At 57.0% G+C, this 23,687-nt stretch carries 24 protein-coding genes; 8 read left to right on the top strand and 16 right to left on the bottom strand.

The genetic code is table 11. The features are described from left to right. Positions 1–59 precede the first annotated feature (59 nt). Positions 60–227 carry a YmiA family putative membrane protein gene (locus ACI2JR_RS01560; protein WP_132726447.1) on the top strand — a complete coding sequence of 56 codons (168 nt, stop codon included), beginning with the start codon at positions 60–62 and terminating at the stop codon, positions 225–227. Between the two features lie 392 nt (positions 228–619). Further along, entirely contained in the window at positions 620–3,292 is a 2,673-nt protein-coding gene (gene acnA, locus ACI2JR_RS01555) for an aconitate hydratase AcnA (RefSeq protein WP_462477669.1), read from the top strand. Between the two features lie 41 nt (positions 3,293–3,333). Here acnA and ribA read toward each other — a convergent pair whose 3' ends face one another. Next, entirely contained in the window at positions 3,334–3,924 is a 591-nt protein-coding gene (gene ribA / locus ACI2JR_RS01550) for a GTP cyclohydrolase II (RefSeq protein ID WP_132726441.1), read from the bottom strand. Positions 3,925–4,086: 162 nt separating this feature from the next. Between ribA and pgpB the strand changes: the two genes are divergently transcribed. The 5 genes from pgpB (at position 4,087) to yciH (ending at position 7,731) form a co-directional block, all read left to right on the top strand. After that, a complete protein-coding gene (gene pgpB, locus ACI2JR_RS01545; protein WP_462477668.1) occupies positions 4,087–4,854 on the top strand; it encodes a phosphatidylglycerophosphatase B in 768 nt (255 codons plus the stop codon). Positions 4,855–4,989: 135 nt separating this feature from the next. Further along, positions 4,990–5,298, top strand: a complete 309-nt coding sequence (locus ACI2JR_RS01540) for a LapA family protein (RefSeq protein ID WP_004861050.1) — start codon at positions 4,990–4,992, stop codon at positions 5,296–5,298. A gap of 6 nt (positions 5,299–5,304) precedes the next feature. Continuing rightward, on the top strand, positions 5,305–6,474 hold the full coding sequence (lapB, locus tag ACI2JR_RS01535; protein WP_132726436.1) for a lipopolysaccharide assembly protein LapB: 1,170 nt from the start codon (positions 5,305–5,307) through the stop codon (positions 6,472–6,474). Between the two features lie 193 nt (positions 6,475–6,667). Beyond that, positions 6,668–7,405: an orotidine-5'-phosphate decarboxylase gene (pyrF, locus tag ACI2JR_RS01530; RefSeq protein ID WP_462477667.1), complete on the top strand. Its 738-nt coding sequence runs from the start codon at positions 6,668–6,670 to the stop codon at positions 7,403–7,405. Then, positions 7,405–7,731: a stress response translation initiation inhibitor YciH gene (yciH, locus tag ACI2JR_RS01525; protein WP_132726430.1), complete on the top strand. Its 327-nt coding sequence runs from the start codon at positions 7,405–7,407 to the stop codon at positions 7,729–7,731. The genes pyrF and yciH overlap by 1 nt, the downstream gene beginning before the upstream one ends. A 98-nt stretch (positions 7,732–7,829) precedes the next feature. Here yciH and osmB read toward each other — a convergent pair whose 3' ends face one another. The 7 genes from osmB to ACI2JR_RS01490 form a co-directional block, all read right to left on the bottom strand. After that, the gene (gene osmB, locus ACI2JR_RS01520) at positions 7,830–8,048 is read right to left on the bottom strand and encodes an osmotically-inducible lipoprotein OsmB (protein WP_026612282.1); all 219 of its coding nucleotides are present in this window, start codon (positions 8,046–8,048) and stop codon (positions 7,830–7,832) included. A 302-nt stretch (positions 8,049–8,350) separates the two neighbouring features. Then, complete coding sequence (locus ACI2JR_RS01515; RefSeq protein WP_462477666.1) at positions 8,351–9,100, bottom strand: DNA-binding transcriptional regulator YciT; 750 nt, start codon at positions 9,098–9,100, stop codon at positions 8,351–8,353. A gap of 73 nt (positions 9,101–9,173) precedes the next feature. Beyond that, a complete protein-coding gene (locus ACI2JR_RS01510; RefSeq protein ID WP_131050198.1) occupies positions 9,174–9,356 on the bottom strand; it encodes a YciZ family protein in 183 nt (60 codons plus the stop codon). A 160-nt stretch (positions 9,357–9,516) separates the two neighbouring features. Further along, a complete protein-coding gene (locus ACI2JR_RS01505) occupies positions 9,517–11,451 on the bottom strand; it encodes an exoribonuclease II (protein ID WP_132726424.1) in 1,935 nt (644 codons plus the stop codon). A gap of 80 nt (positions 11,452–11,531) precedes the next feature. Continuing rightward, on the bottom strand, positions 11,532–12,689 hold the full coding sequence (locus ACI2JR_RS01500) for a CMD domain-containing protein (protein WP_462477665.1): 1,158 nt from the start codon (positions 12,687–12,689) through the stop codon (positions 11,532–11,534). A gap of 196 nt (positions 12,690–12,885) precedes the next feature. Next, the gene (fabI, locus tag ACI2JR_RS01495; RefSeq protein ID WP_132726419.1) at positions 12,886–13,674 is read right to left on the bottom strand and encodes an enoyl-ACP reductase FabI; all 789 of its coding nucleotides are present in this window, start codon (positions 13,672–13,674) and stop codon (positions 12,886–12,888) included. 220 nt (positions 13,675–13,894) lie between these two features. Next, positions 13,895–14,443: a HutD family protein gene (locus ACI2JR_RS01490; RefSeq protein WP_462477735.1), complete on the bottom strand. Its 549-nt coding sequence runs from the start codon at positions 14,441–14,443 to the stop codon at positions 13,895–13,897. 253 nt (positions 14,444–14,696) lie between these two features. On the opposite strand from ACI2JR_RS01490, the gene ACI2JR_RS01485 reads away from it, so the two are divergent. Continuing rightward, positions 14,697–16,124 carry a purine-cytosine permease family protein gene (locus ACI2JR_RS01485; protein WP_132726416.1) on the top strand — a complete coding sequence of 476 codons (1,428 nt, stop codon included), beginning with the start codon at positions 14,697–14,699 and terminating at the stop codon, positions 16,122–16,124. A 38-nt stretch (positions 16,125–16,162) separates the two neighbouring features. Here ACI2JR_RS01485 and sapF read toward each other — a convergent pair whose 3' ends face one another. The 8 genes from sapF to ACI2JR_RS01445 form a co-directional block, all read right to left on the bottom strand. After that, complete coding sequence (sapF, locus tag ACI2JR_RS01480; protein ID WP_132726413.1) at positions 16,163–16,972, bottom strand: peptide ABC transporter ATP-binding protein SapF; 810 nt, start codon at positions 16,970–16,972, stop codon at positions 16,163–16,165. 1 nt (position 16,973) lies between these two features. Continuing rightward, positions 16,974–17,966 (bottom strand): putrescine export ABC transporter ATP-binding protein SapD, encoded by a 993-nt coding sequence (sapD, locus tag ACI2JR_RS01475; RefSeq protein WP_132726411.1) that lies wholly within the window; start codon positions 17,964–17,966, stop codon positions 16,974–16,976. Continuing rightward, positions 17,966–18,856, bottom strand: a complete 891-nt coding sequence (gene sapC, locus ACI2JR_RS01470; protein ID WP_132726408.1) for a putrescine export ABC transporter permease SapC — start codon at positions 18,854–18,856, stop codon at positions 17,966–17,968. Before sapC ends, sapD begins: the two co-directional genes overlap by 1 nt. Further along, positions 18,843–19,808 (bottom strand): putrescine export ABC transporter permease SapB, encoded by a 966-nt coding sequence (gene sapB, locus ACI2JR_RS01465; RefSeq protein ID WP_132726406.1) that lies wholly within the window; start codon positions 19,806–19,808, stop codon positions 18,843–18,845. The genes sapC and sapB overlap by 14 nt, the downstream gene beginning before the upstream one ends. Next, positions 19,805–21,448: an ABC transporter substrate-binding protein SapA gene (sapA, locus tag ACI2JR_RS01460; protein WP_132726403.1), complete on the bottom strand. Its 1,644-nt coding sequence runs from the start codon at positions 21,446–21,448 to the stop codon at positions 19,805–19,807. The genes sapB and sapA overlap by 4 nt, the downstream gene beginning before the upstream one ends. 400 nt (positions 21,449–21,848) lie before the next feature. Continuing rightward, positions 21,849–22,133: a hypothetical protein gene (locus tag ACI2JR_RS01455; RefSeq protein WP_132726400.1), complete on the bottom strand. Its 285-nt coding sequence runs from the start codon at positions 22,131–22,133 to the stop codon at positions 21,849–21,851. Between the two features lie 170 nt (positions 22,134–22,303). After that, a complete protein-coding gene (locus ACI2JR_RS01450; RefSeq protein WP_462477664.1) occupies positions 22,304–22,618 on the bottom strand; it encodes a PTS sugar transporter subunit IIB in 315 nt (104 codons plus the stop codon). A 143-nt stretch (positions 22,619–22,761) separates the two neighbouring features. Further along, entirely contained in the window at positions 22,762–23,652 is an 891-nt protein-coding gene (locus ACI2JR_RS01445; RefSeq protein ID WP_462477663.1) for an SDR family oxidoreductase, read from the bottom strand. Between the last annotated feature and the right edge of the window lie 35 nt (positions 23,653–23,687).

Here is a 23,687-nt window from a genome sequence, read left to right as displayed (position 1 = left end):
GAACGGTCATAATTAAGATTTAATCGTACCTGATAATTTTAGCGATTGGTGGTGATAAAATGATTCGTGATATCGATTATATGAAGTTTGCGATGTCACAGGAAAGTGACAAAACGGAGATTGATCCTGTGTTAAGGAGTAGGGCCTGGAGTGCCGTCATCCTTGGGCTTGCGATGTTCTGGAGTCTCATCGCGCTCGTCGTCTGTAACGTTTGGATCATCAGCTGAGCCTGCATTTTCTGAATATGAATATATGTCATTTTTATGACGGAGAAATCGCAACGAATTATTCACTTTAATATACTAACGGCAACAAGGAGGAGTTATTTCGCCACAGTGTCTTTTAATCAATAATCCATTCTGTTGAACTAATCGTCAATCCACTGGCGATTAGTTCTTTTCCTTTTGGCCTCTCGTATAAATTTCATCCGCGGCTATATCCGAACCATCAATCTCTTTCAACATTCCCCCCTGTTGTTATTCAGCTTTTCTGTCGCTGGTGATTTTACCGATTTTAGCAATTTGGGTTGTTATCAAAGTGTTATGCCTGGTATGTGTTATCTTTAGTATTAACCCTGAGGAGGATCAGGGCTTGCCATCCCTGTGATAAAGGAGGAGCTATGTCGTCAACCCTACGAGCAGCCAGCAAGGATACGCTACAGGTCAAAGAGAAAACCTACCATTACTACAGCTTACCGCTGGCCGCGAAACAACTGGGCGATTTGAGCCGTCTACCCAAGTCGCTCAAAGTACTACTCGAAAACCTGCTGCGCTGGCAGGACGGTGACTCGGTCACCGCGGAAGACATCCAGGCGCTGGCGGGCTGGCTGCAGCACGCTCACGCCGACCGGGAGATAGCCTATCGTCCGGCGCGCGTTCTGATGCAGGACTTTACCGGCGTGCCTGCGGTGGTGGATTTAGCGGCAATGCGCGAAGCGGTAAAACGTCTGGGGGGAGATACGGCGAAAGTGAATCCGCTTTCCCCCGTCGACCTGGTGATTGACCACTCGGTAACGGTAGACCGCTTTGGTAACGAAAATGCGTTCGAGGAAAACGTTCGTCTCGAGATGGATCGCAACCACGAACGATACGTTTTCCTGCGTTGGGGGCAGCAGGCCTTCAGCCGCTTTAGCGTCGTTCCGCCGGGGACCGGGATTTGCCATCAGGTTAACCTGGAATATCTGGGCAAAGCGGTGTGGAGCGAAGAACAAAACGGCGAGTGGGTCGCCTGGCCTGACACGCTGGTCGGTACCGATTCGCACACCACGATGATCAACGGCCTGGGCGTACTCGGCTGGGGCGTCGGCGGCATTGAGGCGGAAGCCGCCATGCTCGGCCAGCCGGTATCGATGCTGATCCCGGATGTGGTGGGCTTTAAGCTGAGCGGGAAACTGCGCGAAGGCATTACCGCCACCGACCTTGTGCTCACCGTAACCCAGATGCTGCGCCAGCACGGCGTGGTCGGTAAATTCGTGGAGTTTTATGGCGATGGCCTCGATTCGCTGCCGCTGGCGGACCGGGCGACGATCGCCAATATGGCGCCGGAGTATGGCGCGACCTGCGGCTTTTTCCCGATCGATGCGGTGACCCTGAGCTATATGCGCCTCAGCGGGCGTAGCGATGAGCAGGTGGCGCTGGTGGAAGCCTATGCCAAAGCGCAGGGGATGTGGCGCCAGACCGGCGATGAACCGGTATTTACCAGTACCCTGGCTCTCGATATGGGCACCGTGGAGGCGAGCCTGGCCGGGCCGAAACGCCCGCAGGACCGCGTGGCGCTTGGCGACGTGCCGAAGGCCTTCGCCGCCAGCAGCGAGCTGGAGGTTAACCTGACGCAGACAGCGCGTCTGCCGGTTGACTATACGTTGAACGGACAGCAATATTCGCTGCCCGACGGAGCGGTCGCCATTGCCGCGATTACCTCCTGTACCAATACCTCTAACCCCAGCGTGTTAATGGCCGCCGGTCTACTGGCGAAAAAGGCAGTTGAACTGGGACTTAAGCCGCAGCCGTGGGTAAAAGCGTCTCTGGCTCCGGGGTCAAAAGTGGTTTCTGACTATCTGGCCCATGCCAATCTGACGCCGTATCTCGATGAGCTGGGTTTCAACTTGGTCGGGTATGGCTGTACCACCTGTATCGGCAACTCCGGGCCATTGCCGGAACCGATCGAAGAGGCCATCAAAAAAGGGGATTTAACCGTCGGGGCGGTGCTTTCCGGTAACCGCAACTTTGAAGGCCGAATTCATCCGCTGGTGAAAACCAACTGGCTGGCTTCGCCGCCGCTGGTGGTGGCCTATGCCCTCGCCGGTAATATGAACGTCAATCTGACCCGCGATCCGCTCGGTACCGGTAAAGATGGTCAACCGGTGTACCTGAAAGATATCTGGCCGAGCGGTCTGGAGATTGCGCAGGCGGTTGAGCAGGTTTCTACCGAAATGTTCCACAAAGAGTATGCCGAGGTGTTCGAAGGCACGCCGGAGTGGAAAGCGATTAACGTCGAGCGTTCTGATACCTATGACTGGCAGGAGGATTCAACCTATATTCGCCTGTCACCTTTCTTTGACGAGATGGGCGTGCTGCCCGAACCGGTGGAGGATATTCACGGCGCGCGGATTCTGGCGATGCTGGGCGACTCGGTGACCACCGACCATATTTCACCCGCCGGTAGCATCAAACCGGACAGCCCCGCCGGGCGCTACTTTCAGGAACACGGCGTGGCGCGCGCTGACTTTAACTCCTACGGCTCCCGCCGCGGTAACCATGAAGTGATGATGCGCGGGACCTTTGCCAACATCCGCATTCGTAACGAAATGGTGCCGGGCGTGGAAGGGGGGATGACCCGACATCTGCCGGGCAGTGAACCGATAGCGATTTATGACGCGGCAATGCTGTATAAGGATGAAGGGGTTCCGCTGGCGGTCGTGGCCGGGAAAGAGTATGGCTCCGGTTCCAGCCGCGACTGGGCGGCGAAAGGTCCGCGTCTGCTGGGCGTGCGGGTGGTGATCGCCGAGTCATTCGAACGTATTCACCGCTCTAACCTGATTGGGATGGGGATCCTGCCGCTGGAGTTCCCGCAGGGCGTGACGCGTAAAACGCTGGGGCTGAGCGGAGAGGAGCGGATTGATATCAGCCATCTGCAGGCCTTACAGCCAGGTGCGACCGTTCCGCTGACCTTAACGCGGACGGACGGTACGCAAGAGGTGATTAACTGCCGCTGCCGTATCGATACCGCAACCGAGCTGACCTACTATCAGAATGACGGTATTCTGCACTATGTGATCCGCAATATGCTGTAAAAAAAGGCCAGCGTCGGCTGGCCCTTTTTCATGCTGGCGAACTATTTATTCAACAGGTGCCCCATCTTGGCGGCCTTGGTGTCCAGATAGTGGGCATTTTTCGGGTTGCGTCCGACGATCAGCGGCACGCGTTCAACGATGTTAATCCCGGCCTCGGTCAGAATTTCCACTTTTTTCGGGTTGTTGGTCAGCAGGCGGACCTGCTCGACGTTGAGCAGTTTGAACATATCGGCGCACAGCGTAAAGTCGCGCTCATCCGCGGCAAAGCCCAGCTGGTGGTTCGCTTCCACGGTGTCATAACCTTGATCCTGCAATGCGTAGGCGCGGATTTTATTCAGCAGACCGATGTTGCGGCCTTCCTGACGATGGTACAGCAGAATCCCGCGCCCCTCTTCGGCAATATGCGACAGCGCCGCTTCCAGCTGAAAACCACAATCACAACGCAGACTAAAAAGGGCATCGCCCGTTAAGCACTCAGAGTGTACGCGCGCCAGGACGGGCGACTGGCCCGAAATATCGCCGAATACCAGCGCGACATGATCCTGTCCGGTTGCCAGTTCTTCAAAACCCACCATCAGGAAATCGCCCCAGGGGGTTGGCAGTTTGGCTTCTGCCACACGTTTAAGCTGCATGTGATTCTCCAGATTCTGTCAGCACCTGAATGTGCTTCTGTTTGCCGCTATTTTGCCACAATGCCCTGACGTTCTCCTAATTGCGCACGGCTGCCTGCGCGTAAAGCGCACAAACGAACCACTTTCCGTTATGATAGTCGGGTGAACAGATAAGGAGATGAGATGCTGTCGATTGCCAGACGAACCGCCATCGCTGCGGCGCTACTGATCGTTATGCCCGCTGCGGTATGGACATCCGGCTGGAAGTGGCAGCCAGGCCTTCAGGAAGGCTGGTTAACGCTGCTGTACTGGATTACCGAAAGCGTGACCCAGCCGTGGGGCATTATCACCCACACGCTGTTATGCGGCTGGTTTTTGTGGTGTTTACGCTTTCGTCTGCGCGCCGCCGTGGTGCTGTTTATGATTCTGGCGGCGGCGATTCTGCTGGGCCAGGGCATTAAGTCGTGGATCAAAGGGCAGATGCAGGAGCCGCGTCCTTTTGTGGTATGGCTGGAAAAGACGCAACAGGTGCCGGTCGATCAATTCTACGCGTTAAAACGCAAAGAACGCGCTAAACTGGTGCATGAACAGTTGGCGCAGGAGCGGGAGATTCCCAAATTCCTGCGTAAGCACTGGCAAAAAGAGACCGGTTTTGCTTTTCCGTCAGGGCACACCATGTTTGCCGCCAGCTGGGCGTTACTCGGCGTAGGGCTGTTGTGGCCGCGGCGGCGCTGGTTGACCATGGCCGCGCTGCTGACGTGGGCCACCGCGGTGATGGGCAGCCGCCTGGCGCTGGGCATGCACTGGCCGCAAGATTTGATTGTCGCCACGCTTATCTCCTGGCTACTGGTGACCGTGGCCACCTGGCTGACACAACGTCTGTGCGGCCCGCTCACCCCGCCTGGCGAAGAGGCGCAGGATATTAAGAAACGGACGATAAAACAGGGCTAAAGTTGATTTTGGCGCCAACCGGCCGCATATCCTGTAGAGGTGCCGTGCTTTTCCATTTCACCCCTGCAGTGAAAATGATACTTTATAGGGCTGAACGCGGGATTTCTTCGCTCAACCCACATAACGGGACGTCGTGTGAAATATTTACTTATTTTCTTACTGGTATTAGCGATTTTCGTCATCTCCGTGACATTAGGTGCGCAAAACGATCAACTGGTCACGTTCAATTATTTGCTCGCGCAGGGTGAATTTCGTATTTCCACATTGCTGGCCGTGCTCTTTGCCGCCGGGTTTGCTATTGGCTGGCTGATTTGCGGCCTTTTCTGGCTGCGGGTTCGCGTTTCTCTGGTTCGTGCCGAACGTAAGATTAAGCGCCTTGAACATCAGATTGCACCAACAAACGCCGCGCCGGCCGACGCAGGTGTCCCTGCGGTGAAGGAATAATCATTTATGCTGGAGTTGTTGTTTCTGCTTTTGCCCGTGGCCGCTGCTTATGGCTGGTATATGGGGCGCAGAAGTGCACAACAGTCCAAACAGGACGACGCGAGCCGCCTGTCACGTGACTATGTGACCGGGGTTAACTTCCTGCTGAGCAATCAGCAGGATAAAGCCGTGGACCTGTTCCTCGACATGCTGAAAGAGGATACCGGTACCGTTGAGGCCCACCTGACGCTGGGGAATCTGTTTCGCTCGCGCGGCGAGGTTGACCGGGCCATTCGCATTCACCAAAGCCTGATGGAAAGCGCTTCGCTGACCTACGATCAGCGGCTGCTGGCTGTCCAGCAGCTGGGGCGTGACTATATGGCCGCCGGTCTCTACGATCGCGCGGAGGATATGTTCAAACAGCTGGTGGACGAAACCGATTTCCGCCTCAGCGCGCTGCAGCAGCTGCTGCAAATCTATCAGGCTACCAGCGACTGGCAGTCTGCTATTGAGGTCGCCGAGCGCCTGGTGAAGCTGGGTAAAGAAAAGCACCGGGGCGATATCGCTAACTTCTGGTGCGAGCTGGCGCTGCAGCAGATGGCCAACAGCGACATGGATAAAGCCATGACGCTATTGAAAAAGGGCGCGGCGGCTGACCGTAACAGCGCCCGCGTCTCGATTATGATAGGCCGGGTGTGGATGGAGAAGGGCGATTACGCGAAAGCGGTTGAGAGCCTGCAGCGGGTTATTAACCAGGATAAAGAGCTGGTCGGCGAAACGCTCGAGATGCTTCAGACCTGCTATCAGCAGCTGGGCAAACTCGATGAGTGGGAAACCTTTTTGCGCCGCTGCGTTGATGAAAACACCGGCGCCACCGCGGAGCTGATGCTGGCGCAAATCCTTGAGCAGCGTGAAGGTATCGAAGCGGCGCAAAGCTACGTCACCCGCCAGCTGGAGCGCCACCCGACGATGCGGGTGTTCCATAAATTGATGGATTACCACCTCAATGAAGCCGAAGAGGGGCGCGCCAAGGAGAGCCTGGGCGTGCTGCGCAATATGGTGGGCGAGCAGGTACGCAGCAAGCCGCGCTACCGTTGCCAAAAATGCGGCTTCACGGCCCATACCCTGTACTGGCACTGTCCATCCTGCCGTTCATGGTCGACGATCAAGCCCATTCGCGGTCTCGACGGGCAGTAGCGCCTAAAAAAAGCCTCGCTTTAGTTACAACATACTCTTGGTTTTTTATCACTCGCCTACTGAAACCGCAGAGCCGGTATCGCCGGGCAGGAGGTAAAAAGCAGCCTGTCAATTTCCCGCCATCGCAGGTAGAATGCTGCCCGTTTACCTTTTTTGCGCCAAAGCGGCGCCTATCAACAATTAAGGTCTGGTCATGACGTCTACTGCTTCTTCTTCCCCTCGCGTTGTCACATCCTCTCCCGTTGTTGTTGCCCTCGATTACGATAACCGCGACAAAGCGCTGGCGTTTGTTGACCGCATCGACCCGCGCGACTGCCGTCTGAAGGTCGGCAAAGAGATGTTTACGCTGCTGGGCCCGCAGTTTGTTGGCGACCTGCAGCAGCGTGGTTTTGAAGTTTTTCTCGACCTCAAGTTTCACGATATCCCGAACACTACCGCGCGCGCGGTGGCCGCAGCGGCGGACCTTGGCGTCTGGATGGTCAATGTTCACGCCTCCGGCGGCGCGCGGATGATGACCGCCGCGCGAGAAGCGCTGCTGCCGTTTGCTAAAGACGCGCCGCTGCTGATTGCCGTAACCGTGCTGACCAGCATGGAAGCCAGCGATCTGCAGGATCTGGGTATTACGCTTTCACCCGCCGATCATGCGGCAAAACTGGCGGCGTTAACGCAGCGCTGCGGGCTGGACGGGGTGGTGTGTTCGGCGCAAGAAGCGGCACGCTTCAAACAGGAGCTGGGACAGGCGTTTAAGCTGGTCACGCCCGGTATTCGTCCACAGGGCAGCGATGCCGGCGACCAGCGGCGTATTATGACGCCGGAGCAGGCGCAGGAAGCGGGCGTTGATTACATGGTAATCGGACGTCCGGTGACTCAGTCTGCCGACCCGGCTGCGACCTTACGCGCGATCAATGCGTCGCTGAAGAAGGGGGCATAATGGCTGATTCTAATAGCCGTCTGGTCTACTCGACCGAAAGCGGGCGCATCGCTGAGCCGAAGCAGGTTGCTGCGCGTCCGAAGGGGGATGGCATCGTGCGAATTCAGCGTCAGACCAGCGGCCGCAAAGGCAAGGGCGTTTGCCTGATTACTGGCGTTGACCTGGATGATGACGCTCTGGCCAAACTGGCCGCGGAGCTGAAAAAGAAATGCGGCTGCGGCGGCGCAGTGAAAGATGGCGTGATTGAAATTCAGGGGGATAAGCGAGATCTGCTGAAATCCCTTCTCGAAGCCAAAGGCATGAAAGTGAAGCTGGCGGGCGGTTAATAAACAACAAGGCCACGGTAACCACCGTGGCCTTGATTCTTTGCTGGTGCTAAAGTCGGCTAATGCGGGTTATATTTATATGTGGTCTGCTTTAAACCTTACTTACCAACCTGATGGCCAATAATCCCGCCAACTGCCGCGCCGCCGAGGGTACCCAGAGTGCTACCATCGGTTAATACCGCGCCGCCCAGTGCACCGGCGCCCGCGCCGATGGCGGTGTTGCGATCGCGTTTAGACCAGTGGGAACACGCGCTCAGAGACATTACCACCGTAACAGCCAGTACCGCCGCAGCCATTTTTTTGCTCATTGAAGTCATCATATTTTTCTCCTGAATAATCTATTCATGGATACTACTTACTTAAAGCATAGCATGAGGCTATACCTTAAAGTTCTTTTCCATGAAACTTGCGTTGCGCAGGTGTTACTTTAATCACGCAGGTGATAGTCACTTCCTGTTATATCGCTAATATTAATTCTACTTTTTTTTAATTTTACCGGCAGGTAAAAACTCTTAATTGCACCCTCGGAATACTCTCAGACGTGGAGTGGCGCGGCCTGCGCCCACATGGGGTGGCCGCAGGAAAATGAGAAAAGAGGTAAGCAGAGAAACGACAGCAATCAGGAAAATTTAACGATATCGACGATTAAACCACTTTCCGTCAGCTGTTGACGCACGGCATCGTTCAGGCTGTCATCGGTAATGATACGGTTAAAACGGCCCACCGGCCCGAGCGGATAAGGGTGGACGACGCTGAATTTCGAGCTATCGCTTAGCACAATCGCTTCACAGCCTTTTTCCAGGACCGCGTTAACCACATCCGCACGCATCATATCCCGCCCGGTAAAACCGGTCTCCGGCTGCCAGCCATCGATACCGATAAAAGCTTTGCTGAAATGAACCTGCTGAATAAACTGCCTTGTGAGCGGGCCAACCATGCTTTCACTGCGCTTCTGGTAGATCCCACCGAGCAGAATCACTTCCCCCGGCGTCTCTTTAAGCAGATGGGCGATATAGCTGCTGACGGTAATAATGGTGATATCGCCGCGCTCGGCAAGCGCACGGGCGAGCAGGGCGTTACAGCTGCCGTTTTCGATAAATACCGTCTCGCCGGAGGCGACGAGGTTCGCTGCGCGCATCGCCAGCCCACGTTTGATCGAGAAGTGGGTCATCATGCGGGTTTCGACATCTTCGCTGTCCAGCGGAACGGCAAAGCCGTGGGTCCGACGCAGATAGCTCTGCTTTTCCAGCAGATTTAAATCCTGACGAATCGTGACTTCAGAGACTCCGGTCATTTTCGCGAGGTCGGCCACGCTCATGCGGCCTTTATCGATGACCATTTGCAAAATACTTTGTTGTCGGGCGTTCATAGCAACATCACAGTTAGGGGGGCTATTTGGCTGGCAATCGGCGCCAGTGGGCCGGTTGCGGCGATGTGGGCGCTCAGATTTCCCAGGGCGCTTTCGGCTGGCCGGGTTTTGCTTCCGGTTCATCGCTGGCAAGCGCCTGAAGCTCGGCTTTAAGGATCTCAAGATTATGAATCGCGGAGTGATAATCTCCGGCAACCAGAATATCCAGCACGGTATCGATACGTTGGGCGAGCAGGCGGGCATTCAGATCAGACATAGCATTATCCTGGTTACAAAAACGAATGAAATCAATGATGCAAAAAACGGATGAAAAAGAGAAGTGAAAAGATCGCAGAACCTAAATCATCTGTGATAAATGAGCGGGGAAAGGTGGAAAAAATGCGGCTCCCGGGGTCGGGAGCCGCTGAGGAGAGCGATCAGGCGAACGGACGGGCGATAACGCTGCGCGTTTCCATCCGCACTTCGGCAATCTTGACGTCGATAACGTCAGTCACCTTATAGACGGTTTCACCTTTGATCTGCACGGTGCCGTTTTCCTGGCTGCAGACCAGTTCGTCGCGCACGGCGTGGAGGAACGGTGCCGGAATAAAGGCCACGGCGCCGTTATCCACCAGGCGCACGCGCATCCCGCCGCGGCTGATATCGATAATTTCGGCTGCAAAACGGGTGTCGGTACCGGCCTGTGGATTCAGGTAACGGGCGTACAGCCAGTCTCCCACATCGCGCTCGGCCATGCGGTTCAGGCGGCGACGTTCGGCCATCTGCACGGCGATCTCATCCTGTGGGCGAGAGGCCGTTTCACCTTTGATGATGGCTTTCAGCAGGCGATGGTTAATCATGTCGCCGTATTTACGAATCGGTGAGGTCCAGGTGGCGTAGGCTTCGAGGCCAAGGCCGAAGTGCGGGCCAGGCTCGGTGCTGATCTCTGCGTAAGACTGGAAGCGGCGAATGCGGCTGTCGAGGAAACCAGACGGCTGCGCATCCAGCTCGCGGCGCAGTTTGCAGAAACCGTTTAGTGTCAGCACTTCTACCGGATCAACGTGTACGTCGTGGGTCTTCAGCAGGGTTGCCAGCTGCTCCGTATTCGCCGGATCAAAGCCGGTATGCACGTTGTACACACCAAAGCCCAGCTTGTCGCGCAGAACGCGAGCGGCGCAGATGTTTGCCGCGATCATCGACTCTTCAACGATGCGGTTGGCGATGCGGCGCGGTTCGGCAACAATGTCCAGCACTTCGCCTTTCTCACCCAGCACGAAACGGTAGTCCGGACGGTCTTTGAACACCAGCGCATGGGCTTTACGCCATTCGCTACGGCGCAGACAGACGTCCTGCAGCAGCTTAATCTGCTGAGCGATAGCGTCGTTTTCCGGCTGCCAGCTGCCGGTATTTTCCAGCCAGTCGGAGACGTTGTCGTAGGCCAGTTTCGCTTTTGACTCGATGGTGGCGGCAAAGAATTCGATATCGTCTTCAATGGTACCGTCAGCGGTCAGAATCATGCGGCAGGCCAGAACCGGGCGCACTTCATTCGCCCGCAGCGAGCACAGGTCGTCAGACAGTTCACGCGGCAGCATCGGAATGTTAAAGCCCGGCAGATAGTTGGTGAAGGCGCGGATTTTCGCAGCGTTATCCAGCTTACTGCCTTCGGCGATCCAGGCGGTCGGGTCGGCAATCGCGACGGTCAGATGCAGCTTGCCGTCAGCGGCCGCTGCGACATACAGCGCATCGTCCATATCTTCGGTGCTGGCGCTGTCGATGGTCACGAATTCCAGCGCCGTTAAATCACGGCGTTGCAGACCTTCGTCCTGCATTTCGGTCGCCACGCCGTCCGGCGCTTCTTTTTCCAGATTATGGCGTGCCAGCGTCACCCACCACGGAACAAAATGATCGTCACTGAAGGTGATGAACTGAGTCAGTTCGGCATAAAAACCGCGATCGCCTTTCAGCGGATGACGGCGCATTTCCGCAACGGCCCAGTCACCCTCTTTAAAGTCATGGTTTACGCCGCGATCGGCGCGGCAAGGAATGGCGTCTTTCAGCAGCGGATGATCGGGAACGATAGATAGCCGATCGTCTTTCTTATGCACTTTACCGACGAAACGGGTCAGGAAAGGTTCAATTAATTCTTCCGGTTCGGCGCTTTCACGATCTTTTTCAGTGTGGATCACGGCGCTGATACGGTCGCCATGCATCACTTTTTTCATTTGCGGCGGCGGAATAAAGTAACTTTTCTGCGCATCGACTTCGAGGAAGCCAAAGCCTTTTTCCGTACCCTTAACGACGCCTTCAACGCGAGGAGTCTGAGCATGCAGTTGCTGTTTAAGCTGCGCTAGCAGCGGGTTGTCCTGAAACATAATTAGGTATTTTCGTGGCTAAAAGAGCGGCTGACATTTTTACGCGATAATGCCTGTTGCAGCAAGCGATGTTTGGCATTTTACGTCTGTTGACGAACATTCCCGAGGGCGATTTTCAGACGATTCATCCAGCCACACAGCCCGCACCACGCCAGAATATCGATAACCCGATCGCGCGAAAGCCCGTATTCCGTGAGGGGAGTTAATTGCGCGGCGCTGAACCGGTCAGGCGCGCGGGTTAAAAGTTCTACCGCCTGGGAAACCGCGCGTTCGGCGGGATACCGCTGTTGCCAGAGCGCCAGCGCCCGATCGTCATGACGTAAGGCATCAGCAAATTCCGGCGCCCCTGACCACTGCTCGGCCCAGGCGTTGAAGCAGCTGACGCTACCGTTGATCCGTGCCGCGACCAGCGCCACCAGCGCAGCAAAGGGCTGTCTGGCGCTTAACTGGCTGAGTAACGCGTTCTGGGCCTTGAGTACCGCTTCCTGAGCGGCCAGCAGCGGCGCCAGCTCCGATAAACCCGGATGCAGCTGCCAGTCGGCCAGCAGCGCCTGTCGTTCATCGCTGGCATAGCGTAAATCGCTATCGTTGACGTCGGGCGTCCAGCTCACCGGATGGGCGGAAAAAAGTTCTGCCGGGGCATCTTCTTGTTGCGGCATCCCCGGCATCCAGCGTACCGGGTAGCCGAGGGTGGCATGAAAGGCGGCGATGGCGCGAGCCTGGAAGCCGACAAAACCAATAATCTGATTCATCAGGATAATGTCGCGGCTGGTCAGCCCGACTTCATCCAGCTGGCTGCGGGAGAGGTCGGTAATCACCGACGGAGAGCCGGCCAACTGACGGGCATATTGGGTGATTTGCGCCAGACGGCGGTTGCTCTCGCGGGAGGAGTCCGGGCCCGGCAGCGGCGCCAGCCGCGCGGCATAGTGGTTGCACAGGCGCTGCACGCCGTACACCTGGGCGACGGTCAGCGCCGTACTCAGGCGGTCGTAGGCGCTGAAGGTTTGCAGGCGGTTAACGACAACTGACGATGGGAAAAGGGCATCGGCCAGACATCGCGCGGGCGCCAGCCACCCGGCGTGCGCATGCAGCCACTCTTCCGGTAATGTCAGGTCGAGGAGAAAACGGTCTTCGACATGGGCGGCTTCCGGGACGAGCGGCAATACATCCACCGGGCAGATTGTTGACTGGGTTTCATGATACCAGTGGTTTTTGCCATAAACGCGGCGTTGCTCCATGGGCGTTCCTTGATGGGTATGTGTCCAGCCGCACTTCCGTGGGCCATATATGCATAACTATCCTGGCGTAACCCTGAAGCAGGAGAAAATATTGATACGTGCTAACAAATAGCTGATTGGAATAACAGGGGGGAATGTGTACCGCGAGATGCGGCGAAGAAGACCCCTCCTCACGGGCGTGAGGAGGGAAAGGAACTTATTTCAGTTCCAGTTCGTTCATTGCCGCGATGCTGAAACCGCCATCAACGTGAACGACTTCACCGGAGATACCGGCAGACAGGTCGGAACACAGGAAGGCGGCGCTGTTGCCCACGTCTTCAATAGTCACGGTGCGACGAATCGGGGTTACCGCTTCGCAGTGCGCCAGCATTTTACGGAAATCTTTAATGCCGGATGCGGCCAGAGTCCGGATTGGACCCGCAGAGATGGCGTTGACGCGCACGCCTTCCGGACCCATCGCATTCGCCATGTAGCGCACGTTGGCTTCCAGAGAGGCTTTCGCCAGACCCATCACGTTGTAGTTCGGGATCGCGCGCTCAGCGCCAAGGTAGGAGAGCGTCAGCAGGGCGGAGCCCGGGTTCAGCATCTCGCGGCAGGCTTTCGCCATCGCCACGAAGCTGTAGGCGCTGATGTCGTGGGCGATTTTGAAACCTTCGCGGGTCACCGCGTTAACGTAGTCGCCGTCCAGCTGGTCAGCCGGTGCGAAACCGATCGAGTGAACGAAACCGTCAAATTTCGGCCAGACTTTGGACAGTTCAGTGAACAGAGACGCAATGCTCTCATCTTCAGCCACGTCGCACGGCAGCACGATGTTGGAACCCAGTGCCGCAGCAAATTCTTCCACACGACCTTTCAGTTTGTCGTTCTGATAGGTGAACGCCAGTTCAGCCCCTTCACGGTGCATTGCTTGCGCAATACCGTAGGCGATGGACAGTTTGCTGGCAACGCCAGTGACCAGAATGCGTTTACCGGAAAGAAAACCCATAGCTTTAATCCTTATCGTTATTGCTTATTTTTACTTTAACAATCATTGGGTTAAGATTGTTATTTCAAAATAACTCAAATTTAGCCGAGAATTATATCCCACTGACGACCCCTTGTGTCACGCTATTTTCGTGTCTTAACGCGTAATGGCGACCGTACCCCTCCAGTATATCACCGGATAGCAGGCGCCGTTTGGCGCTGTTTGGCCGGGTAAGAAGGTGCTAACGACGGGTAATGCGGGCCAGCAGAAGGCGGGCATCCGCAGCGAGCGGAACCAGTTCGCCCGGCGATAGCGACGACCATACGATCCCGGCTCGGGCCTCATAGCGCTTCCCGGCCAACAACCAGCTTCCTGCCAGGACATAGGCCACGCCTTCGCTGCCGGCCTGCTGGGCGGCGGAGATCACGCTGACCTCCGCGGCGGCCCGGGTGCGCTGGGTCATTATGTTGAAATCCAGCCCCGGTGCGACAATCCCTTCGCTGCGCAGCGCCCATTCCCCGCAAAAAGCCCACGGCTGCCATCGCGCCAGGTGGTGGTGGATCCCCTCGCCAAGCAGCCAAAGCGGCTGGCCTTCGATTAAGGTAATGACCCGGTCAATACCGATGAAAGGCGAGAACGGCCCGTCGTTTTGTAAGGTGGCGATACTGGCGCGCCAGAGAAACGGCGCATCGGGATCGGGAGAGGCAACGCTGACGATTTCACGTGTTTCACCGCCGCCGTTTTTCCAGGGGGTGACGGAAAGGGAAGAGAGCTGGAAAGGAACGATCATCATACGCTACGCCTTTGCTGACTGCAGGGAGAGGACGCGGCTGGCACCGCGTGATTGTTGATGTAATGTTGCCATCTGGTTACTTTTATACATACAAAAATTTACATACCCATCACAAATTCATCATGCTCACGGTGCGTCCGCTTGTCAATGCTTGTATATACATGAGCTGTCATATGAGCGGACCTGTGGCGATGGGTTCAGGGAAGTAAGGTCCTGAGGTGGTTGAAATACCGGTTATAGCGAGGAAACTATGTCTTCTTTTTCGTCAACAGAAGGGCAGTCACAGCATCATCAGCAGGGCTTAACGGAAACGCGTTCGATCGATTATATTCCCGAGCGCGAAAGGCATGGACATCCTTTTAGTCAATTTACGCTGTGGTTTGGCGGTAATCTGCAGATTACCGCGATTGTCACCGGCGCGCTGGCGGTGGTGCTCGGTGGCGACGTCGTGTGGTCGCTGATTGGGCTGCTGCTGGGGCAGGTGCTGGGCGCGGCGGTGATGTCGCTGCATGCGCTGCAGGGGCCGCGTCTGGGCTTACCGCAGATGATTATCAGCCGGGCGCAGTTTGGCGTTTTCGGCGCCGTGGTGCCGCTGGTGCTGGTTTGCGTGATGTACGTGGGCTTCTCCGCCAGCGGCACCGTGCTGGCCGGTCAGGCGATGGCCAGGCTGCTGTCGATTTCCAACGTCGCCGGGATGCTGCTGTTCAGCGCGATTATTATCGTCATTGCGGTCCTGGGCTATCGCGTGATCCACAAACTGGGCAAAGTGGCGAGTATTGTTGGGGTGTTAGCGTTCGTCTATTTGTTCGCGACCCTGCTGCTCTCCGCTAACCTGCAGGCGATCGCGCAGGATAACCATTTCTCGCTGCCGATGTTTTTACTGGCCGTGTCGCTCTCTTCATCGTGGCAGATTGCATTTTGCCCCTATGTTTCCGACTATTCACGCTATCTCCCGAAAAATGTCCCCGGCGTAAAAACCTTTTTTTGCGTCTTTAGCGGTACGGTCCTCGGCACGCAGGCATCTATGACGCTGGGCGTTCTGACGGCAGCCATCGCCGGCAGCGCGTTTCCCGGGCATGAGGTGAGCTTTATTGTCGGCCTGGGAAAAAGCCAGGTGATGGCGATGGTGATTTACTTCGCGATCTGCTTTGGCAAAATCACCTTTACCACTCTCAATGCCTACGGTAGCTTTATGTCGCTGAGCACTATCGTCTCCGGTTTTCGCCGTCAGACCTCGCTGTCGAAGCGGACGCGGATGACTTTTGTGGTGCTGATGGTCGCCATATCGTGCGTGATTGCGCTATTGAGCGAGCCGGCATTTTTAAAGAACTTCACCCATTTCCTGCTCTTCCTGCTGGCGTTCTTCGTGCCATGGAGCGCGATCAGTTTAACCGACTACTACCTGATCTCGGCGGGGGCCGTGGATATTCCCGCGCTCTCCGATCCGCAACAGCGCTACGGTTACTGGAATCTCTATGCGATTACGGTTTATGTGGCAGGCGTGCTTATCCAGCTGCCGTTTATTGAGAACCCGCTGTATCACGGTTCGCTGACATGGCTGTTTGCCGGAAATGATGTTTCGTGGATGATCGGCTGGTTCGGCACCGGCGTGCTCTATTACGCGCTGCGTCGTTTTGACCGCCGGGTGCTGCCGGCGCAAAGCGTATTCCCGGATTAATCTCCCCGGCAGGGCGAGCCTGCCGGGGCGACGGCCGATTATTTTCCGTCTTTACGCCAGGCATCGGCGGTGAGCGCCTCGCCGAAATGCCCGGCAATCAGCCGCCGGGTGAGGTCGTGCAGCGGCGACGCCAGCACATCGGCGGTACTGCCGCGCTCCACCACTTCGCCCTGATGCATCACCAGCACCTGGTCGCTGATATGCTTCATCATCCCCAGATGCTGGGTGACGTAGATATATGAAATACCCTGTTTTTCCTGCAGCTCCAGCATCAGGTTGATCAGCTGCGAACGCATCGACATATCCAGCGAGGCCAGGGCCTCGTCGCAGATAATTACTTTCGGGCGCAGGATCAGCGCGCGGGCCAGCCCCAGGCGCTGTTTCTGCCCCGGGGCCAGCATATGCGGATAGTAGCTGACATGGTCCGGCAGCAGGCCCACCATGCGTAACGTCTCGATAATCTGTTTCTCCCGCGCCTCCGGCTCAAGGTCGGTATTCAGGCGCAGCGGGAAGTCGAGGATCTGCGAAATCCGCTGGCGTGGATTCAGTGAGGTTGAGGGATCCTGAAAGATCATGCGAATCCGCTGGCTGCGGAACGAGTAATCGCCAAATTCCAGCGGATGATCGTCAATCAGCAGTTCGCCGGAGGTCGGCTCAATCATTCCCGCCAGCATTTTCGCCAGGGTAGACTTGCCGGATCCGTTTTCCCCGATGATCGCCAGCGTCTGCCGTTCACGCAGGGTAAAACTCAGCGGTTTGACCGCTTCCACCATCTGCCGATGAAACCAGCCCGTACGGTAGCGAAAGGTCTTACTCAGATTGCGGACTTCGAGCAATGTTTCGACCATTTCACTCTTTCTCCATGTTCAGCGGGAAATGACAGGCGAACAAATGCGTTCTGGCGCCGGTCAGGCGCGGCGTTTCGATACACTCGCGCTGAGCGTACGGGCAGCGCGGCCCGAGGCGACAGCCGATCGGCAGTTGCTCAAGCAGCGGGATGGCCCCCGGCAGGGTATTCAGGCGGCTTTTATGCGGCAAGGCGCTGCCAAAATCGGGAATTGCGCGGATTAATGCCTGGGTATAGGGATGGTGCGGCGTGGTCACCAGCTCCTCGCTGGGGGCCGTCTCCACCGTTTGTCCGCAGTACATGACGTTGATTTTATTCGCCCATTTACTGAGCATTTGCATATCGTGACTGATCAGCAAAATGGTGGTGTTGTTGTTCTGGTTCAACCGGGTGAGCAGGCGGATAATTTGCGCCTGCGTCGTTGGTTCCATGGCGTTGGTCGGCTCGTCGGCGATCAGCAGACGCGGCTGGTTGGCGAGGGCGATGGCAATCATCACCTTCTGGCACTCCCCGTCGGTTAATTCGTAGGGGAAACTGCGCATGGCATCTTTGTGATCCTTGATGCCAACGCGGTGCAGCAGCTCGATCGCCCGGCGTTTGCGCCAGCCCACGCGCTGCCACCAGCGGCCCTTAAAGGTCCAGCCGGGGATATTCTGCGTTAACTGCAGGCCGATACGCTCGGAAGGGTCGAGACAGGACTGCGGCTCCTGGAAAATCATCGACACGTTGTGGCCAATCAGCTTACGACGTTCGCGATTGGAGAGACGCAGCAGGTCGATATCATCGAAGCGCATGCGGTCGGCGGTGACCCGCCAGTTGTCTTTGGTGACGCCGCAGATCGCTTTGGCGATTAAGCTCTTACCGGAGCCGGACTCGCCCACCAGCCCGCGAATTTCGCCTTCCGCGAGGGTCAGGCTGACGCGATCGACGGCTTTGACCCACCCTTCGTTGGTTTTAAATTCAATGGTTAAATTGCGAATATCGAGTAACGGCATTATTCCACCCCGGCGATAATTGCGCGGCGGATACCGTCGCCCAGCAAATTGACCAACAGGACGCTGATCATAATCGCCGCCCCGGGCAGCATCACCGTCCACGGCGCCACGTAAATCAGCTCCAGCGCGTCGCCCAGCATCGCGCCCCATTCCGGAGAGGGAAGCTGGGCCCCGAGGTCGAGGAAGCCGAGGGCGGCGATATCGAGGATCGCCATCGACAGCGCGCGGGTTATTTCGGTCACCAGCCCGGAGGCGATATTCGGCAGGACCGCAAACCACAGAATATTCAGGGTGGTTGCGCCGTCGAGGCGGGCGGCGATCACGTACTCTTTTTCCAGTTCGTCATGCACCATGCTATAGACCGAACGCACGATACGCGGCAGCAGCGCCAGCCAGACGGCGAACATTGCATGGCCCAGGTTCGGCCCGGCAAAGGCGACGACGATAATCGCCAGCAGCAGCGACGGAATCGACAGCAGGGTATCGAGAATATGGTTCAGCATCGCGGAGAGCAGGCCGTGCGTCGACCCGGCAATGACCCCGAGCGCCAGCCCGAACAGCGTGGCGGCGAAAGTGACGACAAAAGCGCCGCCCACTGTGGGGGCCGCGCCGCTCAGCAGGCGGCTCAGAACATCGCGCCCAAGATCGTCGGTCCCGAGGAAGAAGGACACTTCACCATAGCGCGACCACGACGGCGGCAGCAGCTGGTAGCCAAGAAACTGCTGATCGATACCATAAGGGGCAAACCAACTGCCGCAGATGCACAGCAGCACCAGACCGGCGCAGCCGTACAGACCGATCATCGCGGTGGTGTCGCCGTAGAATTTCCGCCATACGGTACGCAGCGCTCCCGGCGGGCGCTTTTCCAGATAAACGCTATCGTAGGGCATACCATTCCTTATGTTTCAACGGGTTAGCCATGGCACCCAGAATATCTGATATCACGTTCACGGTAATAACCAGCGCACCGATAACCATCACTCCTGCCGAGATAGCGGCATAGTCCTGCTGGCGGATCGCGTTGATCAGCCAGCGGCCCAGCCCCGGCCAGCTGAAGACCATTTCGGTGATCATCGCCAGGGTCAGCATGGTCGAAAACTGCAGCCCAAGACGCGGGATAACCGGCGGCAGGGCGTTGTGCAGGACGTGGCGATGTAAAATCGTCCGCCGCGAAACGCCGCGGGTGGCGGCGGCTTTGACGTAGTTGGTGTCATACACTTCGCTGGTGCTGATGCGCATCAGGCGGATCACTTCGGTGGTCGGCGCGACGGCCAGCGTCAGTACCGGCAGCACCATATGGCGCACGGCGCTGACGATCATTTCATGGCGCCACGGCGAGTCGGAGAGCCAGGCGTCAATCAGCGCAAAACCGGTGACCGTTTTCACCTCGTACAGCAGATCGAAGCGCCCGGAGACCGGGAACCAGCCGAGAGTCAGGGAGAAAAACAGCGTCAGCAGCAGCGCCAGCCAGAAAACGGGGATCGAAAAACCGAGTAGCGCCAGAGCGCTGATCAGGGTATCGGGCCATTTGTTGCGCATGATGCCCGCCAGCATACCGACGGGGATGCCAATCAGCAGTGCAAAGCCAAACGCGAGGATACACAGCTCCATGGTCGCCGGGAAAACCTCTTTTAGCTGCTCTGCAATCAGCTGGCCGTTAATGCTGGAGACGCCGAAATCCCAGTGCAGCAGTCCGCTGAACCAGAACTGCCAGGCGTTCCATAACGAGGCGCCCTGCAGCGGAGCGTGCGGGGTAAAATAGCTCAGGCTGAAGCCGACAAAGGTCAGGAAAAAGAGCGTGACCAGCAGCAGCAGCAGGCGGCGGAGGGTAAAAATAATCATGGTTTTTTCACCTCGTCTTTTTTCTCCCGCGAGACGCCCGCAAAGGAGGCGTTGCCAAACGGACTCAGGATCAGACCTTTCATATCGTAGCGATAGGCCTGCAGACGCAGCGAAGAGGCCAGCGGCAGCACCGGCAGCTCGCGGGCGAGAATATGCTGCGCCTCTTTATAGGCATCGATGCGCGAAGCCAGCTGCTGGGAGCGCAATGCCTTTTGCAGCACCTCATCGAATTCCCGGTTACACCAGTGGGCGAAGTTGGTTTGCGAGGCAATGGCCGCGCAGCTCAGCAGCGGGCGGAAAAAGCTATCCGGATCGTTACTGTCCGTTGCCCAACCGGAAAGCGTCAGATCGTGGTTCATATCCATCAATCGGGCCTCCTGGAAGCGACCCTCTACCGGCACGATAATGACCTTCACGCCAATCTGCGCCATATCCGCCTGAATCAGCTCGGCGGTCTTCAGCGGGCTGGGGTTCCAGGCCTGGGAGCTGGTAGGGACCCACAGCTTAAGCGTCAGTTTTTCCAGCCCCAGCGCTTTAAGCCGGGCGCGGGCTTCCGCCGGGTTGTATTCGGTAATTTTAGCCTCGTTATCGTAGGCCCAGGAGGCGCGCGGTAGCATCGAGGCGGCGGTTTCTGCCGTACCGTAATAAATGGACTGCATCAGACGCTGGTTATTGATGGCCAGCGCCAGCGCATGGCGCACTTCCGGTTTATCCAGCGGCGGTCTGGCGGTGTTGAATGCCAGCCAGGCGATATTCATCCCCGGGCGCAGCGTCAGGCGCAGGCGCGGATCGTCACGCAAAATCGTCAACTGGCTGGCGGCGGGCCAGGCCAGAACGTCGCACTCCCCGGTCAGCAGCTTCGACAGGCGGCCGGTCCCCCCGGAACCCAGATCCACCACCACCTGCGGCATCAGCGGCTTACCGCGCCAGTAGCCCGGATGGCGCTGCAGACGCACGTACTGGCCGGCACGGTACTCCTCCAGCTGGAACGGACCGGTTCCCACCGGCTGGCGGTCAAGTAGCTCCTGACGATCGGTTTTGCTGAGCTGCGCGCCATATTCAGCGGACATCACCGAGGCGTAGTGGGTCGCCAGGTGCCAGAGGAACGAGGCATCCGGGCGTTTCAGGCGAAACTCGACGGTTTGATTATCCAGCTTGCGCACGCTTTCAACGCTGTCGGCGAACTGCAAACTGTCGAAATAGGGGAAGCTGCTGCCGTTGACGCTATGCCACGGGTCGTCACGGTTAAAAATACGACTGAAGGTGAAAATCACATCGTCGGCATTAAAAGCGCGGGTGGGTTTAAACCATGACGTCGACTGAAAGGGCACGTGGCTACGCAGATGGAAGCGGTAGGTGGCGCCGTTATCCAGTACCTCCCAGCTTTCGGCCAGTTCAGGCACCAGACGATAGGTATACGGGTCGACATCCAGCAGCCGATCGTACAGCTGGGCGGCTAAAGTATCGACAATCAGACCGCTGCTGACTTTTTGCGGGTTAAAGGTATTCACCTGACCGTTAACGCAGTAAACAAAGCCGCTATCGCGAATATCGGCATTCGCGGGTAGCGTGGGCGCGGCGATAGCCTGTCCACACAGCAGGGCTGCCGCTGCCAGGAGAGAGGATAATTTCAGGCGCATAATGTTTTTATGGTTATAGAGCAATGCTCTATCTTATTAATATTCAATGACATATTCCATCACCTTAAACGCTCACAGGAACAATGCAGTCGACTGCTACGCAATTGCGCTACTCCAGCGCTGCGCATTCATCGCGCATAACTACTTCGAGTATACCTCGGAAAGCCAGCAGGTGTTTTTATCCGCCATCCCTCTGAATAAACGTACAAAGCTTGCACCAGCGCAAGGCGGAACGATCGTGATGCTTCATCGGGGGCGACGGATTGATATTCATCAAAGACCTGAGGGTATGCTGCTCTTTTAGACGTTTCTCAGCCTGTTTATGCGGCGTGGGGCGGATAATGAAACATGGTATCTTTTTATTGCCGGTTTCTCCAGTTAGCTGTTTATTCCCCGGCGCTTACAGCGGAAGTAAGCGGTTATAACGGGCAATATAGTCTTTGGGGGTAATTTCGATCTCACTGCCGCCGTGATGGGTGGCGACAAACGTTCGCAGCACCATGCCGCTGCGTTTCTCGCTAATTTTCCAGCCCTGCTCGCGATAGGCATCGCGGGTTGAACGGATACATAAATCAGAGAAAATCATCATTACCGAGAGGGCGGGAGAACGATGGCTTTTCATGGTATGGGTCAAACTGACGTGTGCCGCATAGCGACTAAGAGTATGAATATTAACCGGAATCATGTGCGTTTTCAGTCCATTGAACGATGATGGCGCAGACTATAATTCACATTGGCACATCTTACCAGTTACAAATTATTAACTATCACGGGACCCTGGCGCAGCAATACAATGCGGGCCGGTGCCCGGAGGCGAGCCCGCATTGCCCGGCAAATTCACCGCGACATGGGGTGTCAGGTGAGCGAATGAGACATCCGCGACAGAGCAAACTTCAGCACCTTATCACCATCAAATGAGGCATAGGGTAAGCTTTCAACGACCGCAATTTGCTGGTCATGGGTTAATGCCTGAGTAAGTTCATTGATTTTGTATTGAATATGCGGCGCAACCAACAGGCCGTGGTAGGCCGGGAGCACGCTCAGGACATTTTCCAGACCCACGGCGCTGATTAACAGATTCACCCCCTGGACATCCGCTATTTTTTGCATTTTCTTCGCCAGGATGGTCGCTGTTTCGCCAGACAAGCAGCATATCAGTAATTTTTTCACGGTTTGATCCTCGATGGAGTTCCGTGTCTACAGTATGCCGCCTCAGGCGGGGAAAATACGTCCTGCATCAAGGTTGTTGCACATTCCCGCGGGTAATAAAAAAAGTGCCGCCGCGCCAGGTGGCCGCACTTTTTGTGACGACGTCACTTTTTATAATGGCCGTTTCGCAGCTCGTCAAGCAGCTGAGGACCGGTCGGCTGCCAGCCAAGCTGCTGGCGGGTCCAGGCGGATGTTGCCCGCAGATCCATCCCGGCAAAGGCGGCAAACCAACCGAAATGCACCGCGGCCTCTTCGCTCGTCAGGGATTGCAGAGGGAGGTGGAGCTTTTCCGCCACGACCTCGGCGATGCGCAAAGAGGCGATGGCTTCTTCATCAACGGCATGATAGCGCATGCCGGTTTCTCCCAGCTCCAGCACCCGACGGTACAGTTCCGCCACATCGCTGACGTGCGCCGCCGACCAGCAGTTGCTACCGTCACCGACGACCGCCACGATCCCTTTTTCAGCCGCATGTTCAATGTAGTAGCTCAATAATCCCTGACGGGTGGTGTCATGAACCTGAGGCAACCGTACCACCCGCACATCGACACCGGCCTCCAGCAGCTGATTGCCGGCCAGCTCGGAGGCGGCGCGCGGGTTAGGGTGCGCGGAGTTAAAGTGCCGTTCGCTGGCGGGCTGCCCGTTGCCCGTATCGCCCATGGCGGTCCCTGAGGTGATGAGCAGCGGGCGGCGGCTGCCTTTCAGCGCCTCACCGATCGCGAGAATGACCCGGCGGTCCTTGTCGCAGTTCGCCACAAAGCGGCTGAAATCATGATCGAAGGCCGTATGGATAACCGCATCGCTGGCCTCAACCGCCGCCAGTAGCGAGTCGGGAGCCTCCAGCGTACCGCGCTGCACCTCGGCGCCCGCCGCCTGCAGCGCGAGGGCGCTGGCATCTGAACGGGCCAGGCCGGTGACCTGATGCCCGGCGGCCCGCAGTTCGCTGAGAATGCGTGAGCCGATAAAACCGGTCGCACCGGTGAGAAAAATTCGCATGATCTACCTCCAGAATGAGTATCCAGGCTATGGTA

It is taken from the genome of Klebsiella sp. NPDC088457 (assembly GCF_044900465.1).
GTDB lineage: Bacteria > Pseudomonadota > Gammaproteobacteria > Enterobacterales > Enterobacteriaceae > Klebsiella.
This window is presented reverse-complemented; position numbering and strand designations above follow the sequence as displayed.

Excerpts from the sequence above, each read along its gene's own strand:
- ACI2JR_RS01560 (WP_132726447.1), top strand. The coding sequence starts at position 60 with ATGATTCGTGATATCGATTATATGAAGTTTGCGATGTCACAGGAAAGT.
- acnA (WP_462477669.1), top strand. The coding sequence starts at position 620 with ATGTCGTCAACCCTACGAGCAGCCAGCAAGGATACGCTACAGGTCAAA.
- ribA (WP_132726441.1), bottom strand. The coding sequence starts at position 3,924 with ATGCAGCTTAAACGTGTGGCAGAAGCCAAACTGCCAACCCCCTGGGGC.
- pgpB (WP_462477668.1), top strand. The coding sequence starts at position 4,087 with ATGCTGTCGATTGCCAGACGAACCGCCATCGCTGCGGCGCTACTGATC.
- lapB (WP_132726436.1), top strand. The coding sequence starts at position 5,305 with ATGCTGGAGTTGTTGTTTCTGCTTTTGCCCGTGGCCGCTGCTTATGGC.
- pyrF (WP_462477667.1), top strand. The coding sequence starts at position 6,668 with ATGACGTCTACTGCTTCTTCTTCCCCTCGCGTTGTCACATCCTCTCCC.
- yciH (WP_132726430.1), top strand. The coding sequence starts at position 7,405 with ATGGCTGATTCTAATAGCCGTCTGGTCTACTCGACCGAAAGCGGGCGC.
- osmB (WP_026612282.1), bottom strand. The coding sequence starts at position 8,048 with ATGACTTCAATGAGCAAAAAAATGGCTGCGGCGGTACTGGCTGTTACG.
- ACI2JR_RS01515 (WP_462477666.1), bottom strand. The coding sequence starts at position 9,100 with ATGAACGCCCGACAACAAAGTATTTTGCAAATGGTCATCGATAAAGGC.
- ACI2JR_RS01510 (WP_131050198.1), bottom strand. The coding sequence starts at position 9,356 with ATGTCTGATCTGAATGCCCGCCTGCTCGCCCAACGTATCGATACCGTG.
- ACI2JR_RS01505 (WP_132726424.1), bottom strand. The coding sequence starts at position 11,451 with ATGTTTCAGGACAACCCGCTGCTAGCGCAGCTTAAACAGCAACTGCAT.
- ACI2JR_RS01500 (WP_462477665.1), bottom strand. The coding sequence starts at position 12,689 with ATGGAGCAACGCCGCGTTTATGGCAAAAACCACTGGTATCATGAAACC.
- fabI (WP_132726419.1), bottom strand. The coding sequence starts at position 13,674 with ATGGGTTTTCTTTCCGGTAAACGCATTCTGGTCACTGGCGTTGCCAGC.
- ACI2JR_RS01490 (WP_462477735.1), bottom strand. The coding sequence starts at position 14,443 with ATGATCGTTCCTTTCCAGCTCTCTTCCCTTTCCGTCACCCCCTGGAAA.
- ACI2JR_RS01485 (WP_132726416.1), top strand. The coding sequence starts at position 14,697 with ATGTCTTCTTTTTCGTCAACAGAAGGGCAGTCACAGCATCATCAGCAG.
- sapF (WP_132726413.1), bottom strand. The coding sequence starts at position 16,972 with ATGGTCGAAACATTGCTCGAAGTCCGCAATCTGAGTAAGACCTTTCGC.
- sapD (WP_132726411.1), bottom strand. The coding sequence starts at position 17,966 with ATGCCGTTACTCGATATTCGCAATTTAACCATTGAATTTAAAACCAAC.
- sapC (WP_132726408.1), bottom strand. The coding sequence starts at position 18,856 with ATGCCCTACGATAGCGTTTATCTGGAAAAGCGCCCGCCGGGAGCGCTG.
- sapB (WP_132726406.1), bottom strand. The coding sequence starts at position 19,808 with ATGATTATTTTTACCCTCCGCCGCCTGCTGCTGCTGCTGGTCACGCTC.
- sapA (WP_132726403.1), bottom strand. The coding sequence starts at position 21,448 with ATGCGCCTGAAATTATCCTCTCTCCTGGCAGCGGCAGCCCTGCTGTGT.
- ACI2JR_RS01455 (WP_132726400.1), bottom strand. The coding sequence starts at position 22,133 with ATGATTCCGGTTAATATTCATACTCTTAGTCGCTATGCGGCACACGTC.
- ACI2JR_RS01445 (WP_462477663.1), bottom strand. The coding sequence starts at position 23,652 with ATGCGAATTTTTCTCACCGGTGCGACCGGTTTTATCGGCTCACGCATT.